This is a genomic window from Paenibacillus sp. JT31N17, assembly GCF_056269255.1.
The window spans coordinates 277,464-294,294 of the sequence record NZ_JBWDNP010000002.1 but is presented as its reverse complement, the minus strand read 5'-3'; the positions used below and the strand labels follow the sequence as shown (position 1 = coordinate 294,294).

Below are 16,831 nucleotides of genomic sequence, written 5' to 3'. Positions count from 1 at the left end.
ATTATTGAGCCTGCCGAAAAAAGTCAAATTATTGATAGGCACAGCCGTCATATCCAGCTTTCTTTGTGTGAGCGCATTTGCCGCACAGGGGGATCCCGAGACCCCGAACAGATACTTGAAGGAGCCTATTAATGAAGTGGAATACTACGGAAGCCCCACTTCTTCCATCTCCAGCTCAGTCGCCATCCCTGCCGGTTCAGCCACTTTTTCGACAAGCGGTACTGTACCGCCTGTGCTCAACAAGGATGGGAAAACCGTGTATGAACGTTACGGAGATACCAAGACCCAGGGAATTGGCATTCTGAAGGAAATTGAAAAGCAGTTGAAGGAGCAGGATCTGACGCTTGCCGATGTCGCCTATCTCCGCGTATACATCGCCCAGGATGCTCTGAAAGAAAGCAAATTTGATTTTGACGGCTGGTTCGAAGCCTATGCGCAATTTTTCAACACACCGGAAAATCCAGTTAAACCGGCCCGCTCCACACTTGGAGTCGCCGCCCTGGTCAATGCTGATTGGCTCATTGAAATTGAAGCTGTTGCCGTCTATCCCAAGCGCTACAATCAAGATTAAAAAATAGAGGAGTGATCATATGCTGCAAAATATCGGACTGCCCGGACTTATGATGATTCTCGTTGTCGTTTTGATTGTTTTCGGCCCTACCAAGCTGCCGGAGCTCGGGCGTGCAGTAGGACGCACACTTCATGAGTTCAAATCATCAGCAAAGGATCTCGTTGCCGATCACAAAGAGGAAGATAAGCAAGTATAGTCTGCAAATATACCTTACCAAAAAAAAAGAGAAGCCCCGCTTTTTCAGGGCTTCTCTTTTTGCTCTGCTTATTTCTCCAATAAAGCATCGTCTGATCCATGCGAGGCCACCCGGATATTTGTCCATCCGCTTGGTCAGACCGGTTCCTTCCTTCCGGCAGGACTTCTGTTCACATAGCCCCGTACCAGGAACCAGCACACTAACGGAAAAGCGCCAATGATCAGCATGAGCCAAGGAATAGCCTGCGGTGCGGAATTTGCCTGGGGCAGTACGAGCAAATAAGCGGCAATCCCAGCTAGGCGTCCAATTGTCAGGGAGGTTTCCCGCAGGACAACGAATTCTTCCCGCCGTTTGACGCTTTCCTCATTGCGCCCGATCAAATCGAAGACCACCGATGTCATGGGAATAATAAAAAGCGGCATAAAAAGCGCCGTTCCAATCCCGAATATCAGCAGCGTTTCATAGCGCTGCGGCCAAAACAGCGGCAGTATGGCCGCCGTCACCACCGCAGCCCCAAACAGCATCGCCCGGCTCCTCAAGTGCGGCCTGAGCAGCCTGCCGATCAGCCAGAAGCTGATCAAGGCAAGCAGCGAAGTGATCAGCGAGAAGCTGCCAAGCTTCTGTTCATTTCTTGTCGCCATAAAGACCAGCAGCCCGACAAGAAACATAAATACACCGTCACGTATGCCCTGCGCCATAATCGCAAGCGCAACACGGCGCCAAGGGTCACCGGGAGTTTTGAGCTGCCTGAAGCCATACAGCCATTCATAGCGGCCGGCAGCCTCTCTCTTTTTGAGCCAAAAACTCAGAATCGTGGCAATGCCAAATATGATGGCCGATGCGGTATAGATTATACTGTAGCCCTGGTTACCCGTAGAAGCCGTAATAATAAATCCCGATATCCAGGGAACGACAATACCTGCACCGGAGGCAATCAGCCCTGTCCAGCCGTTGAAGCGGTCCCGGTTGGCCGGCTCCGTGATTTCAAAATAAACCACATTGTAGGCCAGCCAGAAAAATCCTTGCCCAAGTCCTCCAAGCACACCAAGCGGGATTGCATATGTAACCGCCCGGGTACCAAGCAGAAGGATAACAAAATAAAATACCCCCGACAATACAATCCCCAGCCGGAGGCTGTTCATCTTGTTATGCTCCTTGACCCATTTGCCGGCAATCCAGAACGTAAGTCCGCTAACCGTATACAAGGTGAAATGAAACCACCCGATCAGCGCTAACGATTGGCTTGCCTTCCACAGGTAAATAGGCAGGAAAGTACCCGACAGGGCTGTGGCAATCGCAATAAGCCCCTGTACCGCAAGAAGCAGCACAGCCTGCTTGTCCAAAGCCGGACCGCTGCCGGAGCGTCCGTCTCCTGTGAAGGATTCTGTCCGCAGCTTGCCTGGGGCGGATGGAGCGGACCCCCTTGAACGGACGGCATGCTTGCTATGCTCCAAACCTATCCCTCCCGCATGTTTGCTTTTTGAGCGTTTACCTGACGTAAGGTACCCTCAAAAGCTCCAATGCATGCCGGAATGAATAACTTTCCATTATTTTCCGTTCTCGACCTCATTTGATAATAGCTGGATCAGCCGTTCCTGCTCCTGAACCCCAAGACGCTGCTCGGTGTGAAAGCAGGAAGGACAGACGTACAACACAATCTGGAACGGCGGCGTCAGAAGCGGCTCCGTCATGGTTGCCGGAGTCCGCGGCTTGAACTGCGCTTCCGTTATTGTTTGGGTCCCTGCCTCAAGCATGAATTCCCGGCAGGACGGACACTCCGGTGCTTCAAGCTGATCGTCGAGCAGCCGGTCCATTGCTTCTTTGAGCACCAGCTGGTCCCGGTTGTAATGGCGAAGCTCCGACAAATCAGGCGCCAGGCTTATTCCGCTCGCCTTCGCACGATCATTGCGCTCCTCCCAGTCTTCTTCTTCCCCAATCTCCTCTTCCTCTTCCTCTTCGTCTTCTTCAATCCCGTCCAGGCCGATCTGCAGCGTCCGGTATCCGGACAGCTCATTCTCGCAATGCGGGCAATGCCGCTCCGGCCCTATTTCTTCGTCCCAGACGATTTCCGTCTGGCACCACGGACATACCGTATTTTCAACTTCCGCCATCCCTTTCTCCTCCACCCTTTTATTTCGTCAAATAAAATACGCCAAGTACGACAAACAGCAACGCAAGCGCAAATAAGGTTCCCCATAAATATTTCATTAGCGTTAAGGCCCTCTCCGAAGTTTGTTGGTCTGGTACTGATCGCAATCGGCAATCAGGCAAGCGTAGCGCCGATTATATAGGAGATGGACACCGAGATAATCATGGCAATAAAGCCGACAGCCCGGTTGTCCTTCTTGATCTCGTCATCGATCCGGAATACGGGGGTCAGGAATTCAAACAGAAAATAAGCGACGATAAGCAGCAGGAAGCCGAATGTCCCCCACAATAAACTTAGATACACCGTATCGTTGGCTTGAATCGAGAACCGGAATATATTGCAGATTCCGAAAATTTTGCCTCCCGTTGCCATGGCGACGGCCATGTTCCCCTGTTTAATTTCATGCCAGCATTTGTACCGGGTTACGTACTCAAAGAAATAAAGGAAAACGACCAGTGCCAGAATGGCGACTGAAACGCAAGCAAGTGACGCCGCATAAGGATTGCTGAGCAGCGTGTCGATTTCGTTTTCCATTAAGAGCCTCCCTTTTATCCAAAAAATAGGAAACGCATACTGTTTGTTGGCATGAAGCTGAATTAACGCATTTCCGCGACGGTGACGCCGACTCCACCCTCTCCGTAATTGCCCAGTCTGTAAGTCTTGACATGCTTGTGACGGCGCAGAAACTCACTGATACCCGTTCGCAGAACGCCGGTTCCCTTGCCGTGAATAATGTAAACCTGGCCAAGCCCGGCTAGGAAGGATTCATCCAGGAAACGATCAACCTCCACAATCGCTTCTTCAAGATTTGCCCCGCGCAAGTCAAGCTCCATACGCACATTCTCGTCGCGGGTCCGCTTGAGACTTGCAGCAAGCTTAGGCTGCTGGGTCTTGGCGGTTTCAGCCCGTTTCACCAGCTCCAAATCGCCGGTAGCCACCTTCATCTTCAGAATGCCGAGCTGCACCAGGGCATCGCTGCCGTTGATCTCAATGACATGGCCGCGCTGACCCAGGCTGTAAACCATGACCTCGTCGCCGGGTTCAATCCGCTGCGGCTTTGCAGCGTTCTTTGGCTTGTTGGATTTTGATTTTTTCAGCTCTGGAGCAGCGTCATCCAGCTTGCGGCGCGCCTCAATCAGCTTATGCTCCTTGACCGACGCACCTTCCTCCATGGCAAGCTTGCGCAAATCGGAGATAATTTGCTCGGCTTCCTTTCTTGCCTTGGCAATCGCCTCATGAGCTTCCTCTTGAGCCTTGGCAAGCAGCTTGTCACGCTGCTCGTCAAATTTACTGCGCTCCGCTTCATGCTTCGCCTGCTGAGCTTCCAGATCCTTGCGCAGTCTCTCTGCCAAGTTCCGTTCGGCTTCGGCCGCCAGCCGGTTCTCCTCCAGCGAGGCAATCATATTCTCGACCCTCATATCCTCTTCACTGACCTCGCCGCGCGCCACATCAATGATCGACCGCTGAAGACCCAACCGCTCGGCGATAGCAAACGCATTGCTTCGTCCCGGCACTCCGATCAACAGACGATAGGTGGGGCTGAGCGTCTGTACATCAAACTCCATGCTCGCATTGATGATACCTTTGCGGTTATAGGCATATGCCTTAAGCTCGCTGTAGTGCGTGGTTGCAATGATCCGGCAGCCCAGCTTGTGCATATGCTCCAGGATGGCAATCGCCAGAGCGGAGCCTTCCGCAGGATCGGTTCCCGCACCCAGCTCATCCAGCAGCACCAGACTCTTGGGGGTCATATTGCCCAGTATGCGAATGATGTTGGTCAGGTGGCTGGAGAACGTGCTAAGATTTTGCTCAATGCTTTGCTCGTCGCCGATATCGGCGTAAATCGCGTCAAATACACATAGCTGGCTGTTGTCTTCGGCGGGCACGAACATGCCGGACATGGCCATCAGGCTGAGCAGCCCAACTGTCTTGAGCGAAACGGTCTTGCCTCCCGTATTCGGTCCTGTGACGATGATCGTCGAATACGAATTGCCGAGCTCCACGTCGGTCGGGACGACATTCTCACGGGCGATTAGCGGATGCCTGCCGCGGCGCAGCTTCAAATAACCGCGGTCGTTCATGCGGGGCAGCGTCGCCCCCATCTGGTGGGCGAGTCTTCCCTTGGCAAAAGCAAAATCAAGCGCGCCAAGCACTTCCAGATCCAGCTGCAGCTCTTCTGCGTATTCCGCTGTTTGCGCGGTCAGCTTTTGCAGTATTTTCTCAATTTCGCGGGTCTCGGATAACCGCAGCTCACGAAGCTTGTTGTTCATGGCAACGATCGCTTCCGGTTCGATAAACAATGTCGCTCCCGATCCCGACTGGTCATGTACGATACCGCCAAAATGGGAGCGGTACTCTTGTTTTACGGGAATGACGTACCGATCGTTTCGAATAGTTACGATGGCGTCCTGCAGCATCTTCTGCACGGATGATGAACGGACCATTTGCTCCAGTTTTTCACGGACCCGCGCCTCCCCGCCCCGCAGCTCTCTGCGGATGCCGGCAAGCTCATTACTTGCGCTGTCCATGACCTCCGCCTGTTCGTCGATGCAATTGAGAATGGCATCTTCCAATACCTTATGCTCGGTCAGCTGCTGCGCCATATCGGCCAGCATGGGAACCGGATCATCATCATGGAGCTGAAGGACATGACGCTTTACCCGCCGCGAGCCGCGTATCGTCTCTGCGATTTCCAGCAGCTCGGCAGGGTTCAGCGTTCCACCTATAATGGAGCGCAGCAAGGCCGGACGAATGTTTACGATTCCGCCGAAGGGAGCATTGCCCTTCAGACGGTCCGCTTTATACGCCTCATCCGTAGCCTGAAGCGTCAGTTTGACCGCTTCCAGATCGGAGCTCGGACGAATGGCATCGGCCACCGCTTTACCGAGCGAGGTCGATGCGTGCTGCGATAATTTATTTACTATTTTTGAAAATTCTAGTGTGTGTAAGATTTTATTGTCCAAAACGAGCACAACTCCCCTCGATTCTTATTATAGCCGATGCGTACAACGTATGCCATGACGGATGCTGCCATGAATGACAGCAGCAAAGCGGGAGACAATAATGATGCATCCCATGAAGTTAAACTATACTTCCGAAAATTGCTCATTATCGATGAGTACGGGAGTATTGCTAAAAACACGGAGGAGGTTTGCACATGCATTTTCTGGGTCATGTCGTTCGTTTCGTCGTTTCAGCCATCGTGCTGATGATTGTTGGCTACATCGTGCCTCAGTTCAGTGTCGGCGGATTTTGGAGCGCGTTACTGCTGGCGCTCGTCATCGCAGCTCTTGGCTGGATTATCGAAGGCATCTTCGGCAAACGGGTTACCCCATTCGGCCGCGGCATTGTCGGCTTTATCGCCAGTGTCGTTGTCATCTGGATTGCCCAGTTTATCGTAGGCGGAGTGGATGTTACCTGGCTGGGTGCCATTCTGGCCGCTCTTGTCATCGGGATCATCGACTTGTTCATTCCGGTGGCCACACCGTATGATGCAGGACGGGACCGCGATAAACAGCACGCTTAAAGCTTATGGAATTCCTGGCAACGGAACCGGGTATGACGGATCGTCGTTATACCCGGTTTTGCTGACCGGATAGAAATGGATTACTGCTAACCGCGATAATTAACGGTTACAGTGATTATATTTGAAATGTTCATCATTTGTTCATCAGCCATTCATATGTTTGACACTGCAATTTCCAACTATTCCAGTTATAATGGAATATGCATGGTTGGCCTATAGAATAAATGGAGGGAGTTTACTTAGATGAAAAAATTATTGCTGGTGTCCGCAGTTACCGTTCTTGTGCTGATCATGACCGCTTGCGGTTCGAACAACAGTGCCAATAACAACGCACCTGAGAACGGCGCCACAACAGAGACAAGCGCAGCAGCTGCGAATGAAGTCTTGATCAAGGCAAGCAACTGGGAATTTGATAAAGAGGTCTACACCATCAAAAAAGGTGAAGCCACTACCATCACCCTGGATGCAGACGGGGTTCACGGCATAGAAATTCCAGCTCTGAATGTTAAGCTGACCAATGGCAAATCGCAGGATGTAACGATTGCGGATGCAGGCGAGTATGAGCTTCACTGCAACATTCCATGCGGAAATGGCCACACCCAAATGGTTGCCAAAATCAAAGTCGAATAGATGAACGGAATTAACCTGGAATTGAAAAATCGCTCCATGCTCTTGTTGACACAATAGAGCGTGGAGCTTTTTTGTCGAGATAGTTTGACCCGTTTCAGCCGAAAAATGCCGGAAGGACGTAATCGTCCCTTCGGCATTTTTGCTTTAGCTTTCCTCGATCAGTTCAATCCATTCATTGTATTCCGTCTGCAGCTTGGAGTACTCTGTCTTCAGTTTCCCATGTTCAATCTGCAGACGCTCATGCTCGGCTTGCAAATCGATACCGGACAAGCTTGTCTCCGACGCCAGAGCCTCCAGCTCTGAGATTCTGTCCAGCAGCTGCTGCATCCGGAGCCTGGCTTCACTGGTTTCCTCTTCACTTTGGAGCAGCTGCTCGTACAGACCGGCTTCCGCTTCTGCATGCGCGGCAGCTTCCTGCTTCGCACGCTCAAGCTCAGAGACAGCGATGCGTTCTCTTTCCTTTGCCTCTGCTGCTGTTTCCTCGGCGATGCGCTCGGCCTCTGCCATCTGCATTCTGGCTTCATTCATCATCTCGGCAGCACGTTCCTCTGCCGTCTGCAGTTTGTGGCGAAGATCCTGTTCCTGAGCGCTATGTTTCTCAAGCTCTTCCTTCAGAAGCTCCTGCTGCTCAGTCAGCTGGGCTAGCCGGTTATCCGCCTCATCTGCTGTATGCTGCGCTATGGTCAGCTGGTCACGAAGCTCCGCGAGCTGCATCTCCTGCTGCTGCAGGGCTTGAGAGCGGCGGATATCCTGCTGCTGCAGTTCGGCGAATTGGCGCTGCAGCTCTTCATAGCCGATCTCGCGCTCCAGCATTTCCCGCTCGAGAATATCTACTGTCGTACGCTGCGATTCCTCGCGTTCAGCAGCCTGCATTGCAAGGCGTTCCACTTCCTGCTGCTGCTCGGATATTGCGGCTTGCGCTTCATTATAGTCACGACGTACCTGCGCCAGTTTGCCGGTAAGCTGCTCACGTTCCTGCTGCCACTCCAGCGCCAGACGGTCCAGTTCCTCTGTAAGCCTGTGTTCAAGCTTCTCACGCTCGGACACAAGCTCCTCTCTGATAATCTCAGCTTGCTCTTCACCTTCGCGAATCGCTTGCTCCAGCATTGCCTGAGAGGTTTCACGCTCCTCAAGGAGGTCTGCACGAGCGGCCGCAGCGGCTCGCTCTGCTTCTTCCAGCTTGGCCTGCGCTGACTCGTTTGCCGCTCGCAATGTCTCCTCCGACTCTGCCCGCTCTTGTTCTAGCTTGGACTGCGCTGTTTCCCGGATTCGAACCAGCTGCTCCTCCAGCTCTGCTCTTGCTGCCGCAGCTGCCTGCTCCGCTTCCTCAATCATCGCCTGCGCCAACTCGCGTTCATCCCGCAGCGCGGACTCGGCCGCCGCACGCTCACGCTCAAGCTCCAGTCGCGACGACCCTCTCGCCTCGGCCAACTGCTTCTCCAGCTCCGCCTTCACTGCTGACGCAGCCTGCTCCGCTTCCTCAACCATCGCCTGCGCCAATTCGCGCTCTTCCCGGATGGATTCCTCGGCAGCTGCACGCTCACGCTCAAGCTCCAGACGAGCCGCTTCCCGCACTTGTGCCAGCTGTTTTTCCAGCTCCGCTTTCACTGCCGCTGAAACCTGCTCTGCTTCCGTAAGCTCCCGTTTCACCGCAGACACTGCCTGCTCCGCTTCCTCAATCATCGCTTGCGCCAACTCGCGTTCTTCCCGAATATTTTCCTCGGCAGCTGCATGCTCACGCTCAAGCTCCAGGCGCGACGATTCTCTAGCTTCGGCCAACTGCTTCTCCAGCTCCGCCTTCACCATCGCTGCGGCCTGAGCCGCTTCCGCTAGCTCCCGTTTCACCGCAGACGCAGCCTGCTCCGCTTCCTCAATCATCGCTTGCGCCAACTCGCGTTCTTCCCGAATATTTTCCTCGGCAGCTGCTTGCTCACGCTCAAGCTCCAGGCGCGACGATTCTCTAGCTTCGGCCAACTGCTTCTCCAGCTCCGCCTTCACCATCGCTGCGGCCTGAGCCGCTTCTGCTAGCTCCTGTTTCACCGCAGACGCAGCCTGCTCTGCTTCTGCTAGCTCCTGTTTCACCGCAGACGCAGCCTGCTCTGCTTCCTCAATCATCGCTTGCGCCAGCTCGCGCTCTTCCCGAATGGTTTCCTCGGCAGCTGACCGCTCACGCTCAAGCTCCAGACGAGCCGCTTCCCGCACTTGCTCAAGCTGCTTCTCCAGCTCTGCTTTTGCCGCCGCAGCAGCCTGCTCCGCTTCCGCAAGCTCTCGTTTCACCGCAGACGCTGCCTGCTCTGCTTCCATCACCATCGCCTGCGCGAACTCGCGCTCTTCTCGAATGGTTTCCTCGGCAGCTGACCGCTCACGCTCAAGCTCCAGTCGAGCCGCTTCCCGCACTTGCTCAAGCTGCTTCTCCAGCTCTGCTTTCGCCGCAGCAGCAGCTTGCTCCGCTTCCGCAATCATCGCCTGCGCGAGCTCCCGCTCTTCCCGCAGCTCCGTCTCCGCGGCTGCCCGCTCACGTTCAACTTCCAACCGGGACGATGCCCTCGTCTCGGCCAACTGCTCCTCAAGCTCCGCTTTCATAGCCGCAAACGCCTGCTCCGCCTCCGCAAGCTTTGCCTGACCAGCCGCGGCATCCGCTGCGGCTGCGGCCGCTGTCCGCTCCGCCTCTTCCAGCATGGCTTGCCCAATTTCGCGTTCCTCGCTTAATGCCGCGGCTGAAGCCGCGCGCTCCTGCTCCAATTCGGCAGCGGCCGCTTCACGGACCTGCCGCAGCTGCTCCTCAGCAGCCAGGGCTGCCGCAGCAGCTGCGCGGTCGGTATCCGCCCGCAAACGTTCAATGCGTTCGCGCGAGGCAAGCCGCACCCGCTCCAGTTCGGCTTCAGCCGCTGCCTTGGCTTCCGCGAGCTCTGCCTGCAGCTCGGAGCGCAGCCGCGCAAATTCCAGCTGCGCTGTTTCACCTGCGGCTATCTGCTCCTCCCGCAGCTGCGCCAGTTGCTCGTCATGTACAGCCTGGGCAAGTGCTAGCTCCGCTTGCGCCGCTTCTGCTGCCGCTGCCTGATCGGCGTGCAGCCGCGCCAGCGTCACGCCCCATTCAGCAGCCGCTCGTTGTGCTTCCTTGCTCGCGGCTTCGCGCTCACGCTCAAGCTCCTCGCCATGAATGGCATGGACAAGCGCAAGCTCATCCCGGGCATCAGACTGCGCTTTCTCCAGCTGCCGTGCAAGCTCTGCCCGCTCCTGTTCCAGTTCAGCAGCCGCCAAAGCCGCCGCTTGCTCATGCGCCTCCCGCTCCAGCGCAAGCTCCGCGCTGAGCGACTCCTTCACATGATTAAGCTCGAGATTAGCAGCTTCGCGCTGCCGATCCGCTTCCATTGTGTGGTTCTCTTGCAGGCGTTCAAGCTCCGCCTGTGCGGATTCCCGCATGTTCGTCAGCTCACTGTCATGCGCGGCGAGCAGCTGCTCCGCTTCCAGACGGGCGATCTCCCTCTCCGTCTTCAACTCTTCCAGGTGGGCGTCACGCTGTGCGGCAAGCTCCTTATCGGCCTGCTGAGCGGCATGCTCCAGCCGACCCTGCAGAACGGAGCTTATCCGCTCCAATTCCTCGTGGGCGATTTCCTGGGCCATGGCAAGCTCGGCCTCGGCTTCAGCGAGCTCTGCAGCCGCTTTCTCCCTTACGGAATCAAGCAGCAGCTTGTTTTCCTCAAGCTCGGCAACCGCCGCGTCCCGCCGCGCCTCGATTTCCTGCATGCGCTCGTTCTCGCGGCTGAGCCGGAAAACGTCCTCCGCCATATGCACAGCAACAAGAACGGCAATTTTGGGCAAATCCAGCCTTGGATACCCTTTTGCCAATTTATGCATATTCTCATCAACCAGAGCGGCTATCCGCTTGATATATTCAGGGTTGGTATGACCGGTAAATTTAAATTGATTTCCATATATGTCAACTGTTACACGTGCGCGTTCGGCAGCGTCCATGAGGGCATGTCCTCCTAAAAAGTTCTCGAAGCATCTGATCTTCGAAAGCGTAAGCTAAACCAATTCGATCTATTGCCTTACAAGCTGCACACGATGCCTTTCGTCCAAAACCCGTTGTTTGCCCGGACACGATCCATCCGCTGGCCGTTCTTCTTAACCAAAGCTTAACAAACGAATAACAGACGAAGCCGCATCGATATCGGTTCGCAATGAACTAATTCGATGCGGCTTCGCTTATCTCCTGCCTATTTACGCAATTCTGCCCCAAAAGAATCTTCTAATTTTGTGACAACGCGCTGATGGAGATCCGTTACTTCTTCATCCGTGAGCGTTCGCTCGCCGTGACGGTAAATCAGCGAGATGGCAACGCTCTTCTTATCTGCTCCAAGCCTCTCGCCCGTATACACATCGAACACATTCACGGACTCCAGCAGCTCGCCCGCGGTATCGCGCGCAGCTTCAAGCAGTCTGCCGGCCGGGAGCCCGCGGTCGATCACTACGGCGATATCCCGCTCGATCGAAGGGAAGCGCGGGAGAACCTTGTATGCAATTTTGAATGCTGCCGCATCGTACAGTGGACCAAGCTCAACCTCCAGCACATAAACATCTGCCAGATCATGTTCATGCTGCAGCGTTGGATGAAGCTGGCCGATGTACCCGATCGTCTCGGGTCCGCGCTCGGTTGTCAGCACGATTGCTGCCGTACGCCCGGGGTGCATATGCTCTGGCTGTGCGGACTCATAATGGATCAGCCCGCCAATGCCAAGTATATGAGTGACGGTTTCCATTACACCCTTCACATCGTAGAAATCCACAGCTGCCGGCTTCTGATTCCAGCCTGCCTCATTCCGGCTGCCGGTAAGAAGAACAGCCAAGCGGTGCTTCTCATGTGGGAGGCGTGTCAGCAGCTCTTCATCGGTATGGAAGACGCTGCCGATTTCGAAGATCGCCAGATTGTCGTTCTTGCGGTTGCGGTTATATGCCGCCACCTCCAGCATTTGCGGAAGCAGGGCGGTCCGCAGCACGCTCCGGTCTTCACTCATGGGCAAGGACAATCTGACCGGCTGGGTGCCCTTCTCCGAGAGGGCAGGGAACAGCCGCGTCCGGTCCGGATGCGTGAAGGAATAGGTCATAACCTCATTCAATCCGGCATCGGTCAGACGCCTGCGCAGCTCACGCCGGATGGCCTGCGGCTTGGTCAGCGCGCCGGGAGTGGACGGGCCTTCGATCGCGGTAGTCGGGATTTCGTCATAGCCGTGCAGACGCGCGACTTCTTCAATAATATCCACGTCGCGGGTAATATCTCCCCGTCTGGACGGCACATTTACCGTGAACACGCCATTGGGCCCGAACTCAAACGGAAACTGCAGACGACCAAAAATAATCTCGGTCTCCAGCTTCGAAAGTTCTGTGCCCAGATAACGGTTGATCTTATCCAGCGTCATCGTGACAACTACTTCGTCCGGCGATTCGGCAAGCTCTTCGACAATCCCTTCAAGCACAAGTCCTTGCGCATATTTCGCCATGAGCAAAGCAGCGCGGTCGAGCGCGGGAATGACACGCGCATGATCCACGCCCTTCTCGAAACGGATGCTGGATTCCGAGCGGAGCCCTACCTGACGCGAGGTTTTGCGGATGGTTGCGCCGTTGAAGCGGGCAGATTCCAGCAAAATATTGACTGTGCTGGCGGTTACCTCCGAGGATGCGCCTCCCATGACGCCGGCAAGGGCAAGAGGGCGCTCCCCGTCAGTAATGAGCAGCATATGCGGCTCCAGCTTGCGCTCCTGATCATCGAGCGTGACAATGGTTTCCCCTTCGCGGGCAAGGCGTACGACAATGCTGCCGCTTTCCACCTTGTCGGCATCGAAAGCATGCAGCGGCTGGCCATACTCCAGCATCACGAAATTGGTTATATCGACCACATTATTGATCGGCCGGACGCCAGCTGCTATCAGACGATTTTGCATCCACTGCGGCGACGGACCGATCTTCACGCCCTTGATGTACCTGGCGGCATAATGCGTACAGTGCTCTTTCGCCTCAATGTTCACCGTGATATGGGAGGAAGCTTCCTCCGCCGCATCGCTGACCTTCGTGTCCGGCAGCTGAACCGGTCTTCCTGTCAGCGCTCCGACCTCATAAGCCACGCCCAGCATGCTCAGACAATCGGAACGGTTAGGCGTCAGGTCAAGCTCCAGCACTTCATCTTCAATGGCAAGCACATCCAGTATGGATTTGCCGACTGCCGTTCCTTCAGGCAGCACCATGATCCCTTCCTGCTGATCCTTGGGGAGCAGCTTCTCGTTCAGGCCAAGCTCCTTCGCCGAACAGATCATGCCCTGCGATTCCACGCCGCGCAGCTTGGCCCGTTTGATGGCAAAGTCGCCTGGAAGCTTCGCTCCAACCACAGCCACGGGTACAAGCTGCCCGGCTGCAACATTCTTCGCGCCGCATACAATCTGCAGCGGTTCCCCTTGACCGACATCCACCGTGCATACGCTCAGCTTATCCGCATCCGGGTGCTTCTCGCGGGTCAGCACATGACCGACCACTACGCCGGTCACCCCTTTGTTGCGTTTCTCGACAACATCGATTTCGATGCCTCCGCGTGTCATGAGCTCTGCCAGCTGTTCCCCGTCGAAGCCCGACAGATCGATATATTCACTTAACCATTTATAAGATACGTTCATCTGTTTGACCCCCCGTTACATTCGCACAAACTGGCTTAAGAAGCGCAGATCGTTCGTGTAGAAATGACGAATATCATCGATTTCATATTTCAGCAATGCAATACGCTCGACGCCCATTCCGAATGCAAAGCCGCTCACTTCATCCGGATCGTAGCCGCCCATTTCCAGAACGCGCGGATGAACCATTCCGCAGCCGAGTATTTCCAGCCAACCGGTATGCTTGCACATCCGGCAGCCGCGGCCGCCGCATTGGGCGCAGGTCACATCGACCTCGGCGCTTGGCTCCGTGAACGGGAAGAAGCTGGGACGCAGACGGATCTGCGTCTGCATGCCGAACATCTGCTGCGCGAACTGAAGCAGCGTCCCCTTCAAGTCACTCATGCGGATGTCAGGTCCGATCACGAGCCCTTCAATCTGAATAAATTGGAACGAATGCGTCGCGTCATCGTCGTCGCGGCGGTACACCTTGCCCGGACATATCACTTTAACGGGCGTCTTGCCGTTCATCGCCTTCATCGTCCGGATCTGCACCGGCGAAGTATGGGTACGCATCAGAATTTCATCCGTAACGTAAAACGAATCCTGCATATCCCTTGCCGGGTGTTCCTTGGGCAGATTCAAGGCTTCAAAATTATAGAAGTCCGTCTCCGCCTCAGGGCCTTCCGCGATCGTATAGCCCATCCCGATAAAGACGTCTTCAATTTCCTGCGCGACCTTATTCAAGGGATGCACCGCGCCGGCCGGAAGACGTTTGCCGGGAAGCGTAACATCAATCGTCTCCGCGCGAAGGCGGTTCTCGGTCTCCGCATGCTGGAACACAGCCTGCTTCTCCTCAATTACAGCTTCGATCGCAGCGCGGACATCATTGCCCACCTGTCCGATAACGGGACGCTCTTCAGCGCTCAGGCCGCCCATTCCCCGTAAAATCTCGGTTAGCGCACCCTTTTTCCCCAAATATTTAACCCGCAGGTCATTCAGCTGCTGTGGATTTGCGACATGCCCCAGCTCCTGCAGCGCCTCCGTACGCAAGGCTTCCAATCTGTCCTTCATTACTCTCATTCCCTTCAATAATAGTCGATCGATATATCCGTTTTAAGAAAACAAAAAAAGGCCCTCTCTCCCCGTAAGGGACGAAAGAACCGTGTTACCACCCTAATTCGGATTGCCCTTCATCTATTCATGCATGGCAATCCCTCATACCGGCTTTAACGGGCCGGGCCCGGACTTCCCTACTGCAACACCAAAAAGGTGCGCGGTTCAAGCAGTCTGCTCTGGAGTGAACTTGGGCGGCGTTTGATCTGCAAAGACGCTCTCAATCATGGCGTCTTCTCCCTGTGCGCGAACCGCGGCTTACTTTTCTCCATCATCGCATCATGTTTATGGCTTCGTTTAGAAAGCTATCCATTTACCTGATCAACTAATTATAAGCAAAGCGCGGCCTCTTCGCAAGGCCGCGCTCCCCTGGTTCCCAATGAAATTCAACTTCGGGCTGTGAGCCTAAGCTTTTCTGTGTCTGGCCAGGACGAAAATCAACGCAATGACCGAAACTGCAAGCGCGGCTATCGCCAGCCACAAGGTTGCCACATCTGTGCTGCTGTCGGAATCAGACGGAACCGCAGCATTATCACTGGACACAGCCGCGGCCGCTCCGTGAGCATCCCCTTCAGCCGTACCTGCCAATACCGTCGTGACAGAAGCAGGGTGATCGGAGCCATCAGCGCCGACCCATTCCACTACGGTGTTATCGCTGTAGGTTTGGTAAGCTTTCCACACCAGCTCCTTGGCATCTTCGGCCACTCTTCCCTGAATGCGGAATTCATCGAACTCGGTCTGTGCCAGACCTTCGCCCTCTGCCGTCCATGTAATGGAAGTAATAGCATTCTCCGCCGTTTTCTCAAGCTCGACCTTCCAGCCCGGCTTGGGTTGGACACGGCTTACCGCTGCGCCCTCAGGCACCTTGACCTGAACCGATTTGGTCGTCACATTCTCCTCTTCGCTCGGAACGCGAACTGTAAATACTTCATAGGTACCCTGCGTTGTTTCGGCAGGCTGTACCGTTACATGGGCGCTGGCGATACCGGCAAACAAAAACAGCGATAGCATTGTCATAATAACTGTTGACCATTTTTTCTTCATACTCATCTTCTCGTAATCCCCCTAATCCATCTTCGGCAAGTTCATCGGTTTCGTATCTCAGCGGCATTGGCCCCTGATACCTGCCTATTATATCGTTGCGGCGGGGGAGACGCATGACTCGATAGGGCTATACAAATGTGATTAATCCATGACATCGCCGCTGCGCGGCAGCAGCCCTTTCTCCATAGCATAGCGCGTGAGCTGTACACGATTGTCAAGATGAAGCTTCTGCAAAATATTTTTGAGGTGATTTTTCACCGTATTCTCAGAAATCCCGCAGTCCTCGGCAATTTGGCGGTTCGAGCTGCCGGAAGCAACCCGTTCGAGCACTTCTCTCTCCCGTACTGTCAGCGGCGTTTTGCCGTCCGGCTTCCCGATGGCCTCCTGCTGTTCTTCAACCTGGCGTCCTCGTGCTGAGTTGTTAGATGCCGCTCCCGCTCTCGATTTCATGATTCCTGCAGTGCCTTCGGCGTCTTCGGGCAATCTTGGCCGCTCTTGGCCGCCCGCTGCGGAAGCGCCGCTGAATTCCTGCAGCAGTCTGTATGCCAGCTCTTTGGAGAGAGGAACTTCATCAATGACGATCGCCCGCAAATATTCCATCCAGGCGGAGGGAGAGAGATTTTTGAGCAGGTAGCCCTGTGCGCCCCGCTTTATCGCTTCGAACAAATCGGCTATGTCGTCCGAGACGGTAACCATCACAATCTTGATCCGCGGATCGATTGTTTTGATGGACTGCGTCGCTTCCATGCCGTTCATGACCGGCATATTGATATCCATCAGAACAAGATCGGGCCCGAGCTCTGCGGCAAGCAAAACGGCCTGTTCGCCATTCACTGCTTCCCCGATAATTTCGAACGAATCGTCAGCGCTCACAATATCGCGGATTCCTTCCCGGCCATGCGGATGGTCATCGGCCAGCAGCACACGTATTTTTTTCGATTCCGGCATCCGGTATCCT

Annotated in this window: 13 protein-coding genes; 4 read left to right on the top strand and 9 right to left on the bottom strand. The window is 54.9% G+C overall.

Annotation, left to right across the window (positions count from 1 at the left end):
- Positions 1–4 precede the first annotated feature (4 nt).
- The gene (locus AC0YOB_RS08850) at positions 5–571 is read left to right on the top strand and encodes a RidA family protein (RefSeq protein ID WP_475792533.1); all 567 of its coding nucleotides are present in this window, start codon (positions 5–7) and stop codon (positions 569–571) included.
- A 19-nt stretch (positions 572–590) separates the two neighbouring features.
- Positions 591–767: a twin-arginine translocase TatA/TatE family subunit gene (locus AC0YOB_RS08845; protein WP_210045585.1), complete on the top strand. Its 177-nt coding sequence runs from the start codon at positions 591–593 to the stop codon at positions 765–767.
- A 134-nt stretch (positions 768–901) separates the two neighbouring features.
- On the opposite strand, the gene AC0YOB_RS08840 is transcribed toward AC0YOB_RS08845, so the two are convergent.
- From AC0YOB_RS08840 to AC0YOB_RS08825, 4 genes are all read right to left on the bottom strand, one after another.
- Positions 902–2,221 (bottom strand): MFS transporter, encoded by a 1,320-nt coding sequence (locus AC0YOB_RS08840; RefSeq protein ID WP_475792532.1) that lies wholly within the window; start codon positions 2,219–2,221, stop codon positions 902–904.
- 93 nt (positions 2,222–2,314) lie between these two features.
- On the bottom strand, positions 2,315–2,878 hold the full coding sequence (locus tag AC0YOB_RS08835; RefSeq protein ID WP_475792531.1) for a hypothetical protein: 564 nt from the start codon (positions 2,876–2,878) through the stop codon (positions 2,315–2,317).
- 152 nt (positions 2,879–3,030) lie between these two features.
- On the bottom strand, positions 3,031–3,450 hold the full coding sequence (locus AC0YOB_RS08830) for a DUF350 domain-containing protein (RefSeq protein WP_475769113.1): 420 nt from the start codon (positions 3,448–3,450) through the stop codon (positions 3,031–3,033).
- A 62-nt stretch (positions 3,451–3,512) separates the two neighbouring features.
- Positions 3,513–5,879 carry an endonuclease MutS2 gene (locus AC0YOB_RS08825; RefSeq protein ID WP_475792530.1) on the bottom strand — a complete coding sequence of 789 codons (2,367 nt, stop codon included), beginning with the start codon at positions 5,877–5,879 and terminating at the stop codon, positions 3,513–3,515.
- Between the two features lie 194 nt (positions 5,880–6,073).
- Between AC0YOB_RS08825 and AC0YOB_RS08820 the strand changes: the two genes are divergently transcribed.
- Complete coding sequence (locus tag AC0YOB_RS08820; RefSeq protein ID WP_475790364.1) at positions 6,074–6,442, top strand: phage holin family protein; 369 nt, start codon at positions 6,074–6,076, stop codon at positions 6,440–6,442.
- A 243-nt stretch (positions 6,443–6,685) separates the two neighbouring features.
- On the top strand, positions 6,686–7,072 hold the full coding sequence (locus AC0YOB_RS08815; protein ID WP_475792529.1) for a cupredoxin domain-containing protein: 387 nt from the start codon (positions 6,686–6,688) through the stop codon (positions 7,070–7,072).
- Between the two features lie 144 nt (positions 7,073–7,216).
- Here AC0YOB_RS08815 and AC0YOB_RS08810 read toward each other — a convergent pair whose 3' ends face one another.
- From AC0YOB_RS08810 to AC0YOB_RS08790, 5 genes are all read right to left on the bottom strand, one after another.
- The gene (locus AC0YOB_RS08810) at positions 7,217–11,047 is read right to left on the bottom strand and encodes a hypothetical protein (protein ID WP_475792528.1); all 3,831 of its coding nucleotides are present in this window, start codon (positions 11,045–11,047) and stop codon (positions 7,217–7,219) included.
- Positions 11,048–11,292: 245 nt separating this feature from the next.
- On the bottom strand, positions 11,293–13,737 hold the full coding sequence (pheT, locus tag AC0YOB_RS08805; protein WP_475792527.1) for a phenylalanine--tRNA ligase subunit beta: 2,445 nt from the start codon (positions 13,735–13,737) through the stop codon (positions 11,293–11,295).
- Positions 13,738–13,752: 15 nt separating this feature from the next.
- The gene (gene pheS, locus AC0YOB_RS08800) at positions 13,753–14,787 is read right to left on the bottom strand and encodes a phenylalanine--tRNA ligase subunit alpha (protein ID WP_475792526.1); all 1,035 of its coding nucleotides are present in this window, start codon (positions 14,785–14,787) and stop codon (positions 13,753–13,755) included.
- Positions 14,788–15,234: 447 nt separating this feature from the next.
- Complete coding sequence (locus tag AC0YOB_RS08795) at positions 15,235–15,879, bottom strand: YcnI family copper-binding membrane protein (RefSeq protein ID WP_475792525.1); 645 nt, start codon at positions 15,877–15,879, stop codon at positions 15,235–15,237.
- Positions 15,880–16,014: 135 nt separating this feature from the next.
- Positions 16,015–16,821, bottom strand: coding sequence for a response regulator (locus tag AC0YOB_RS08790; protein ID WP_475792524.1), 807 nt, complete (start codon positions 16,819–16,821; stop codon positions 16,015–16,017).
- Between the last annotated feature and the right edge of the window lie 10 nt (positions 16,822–16,831).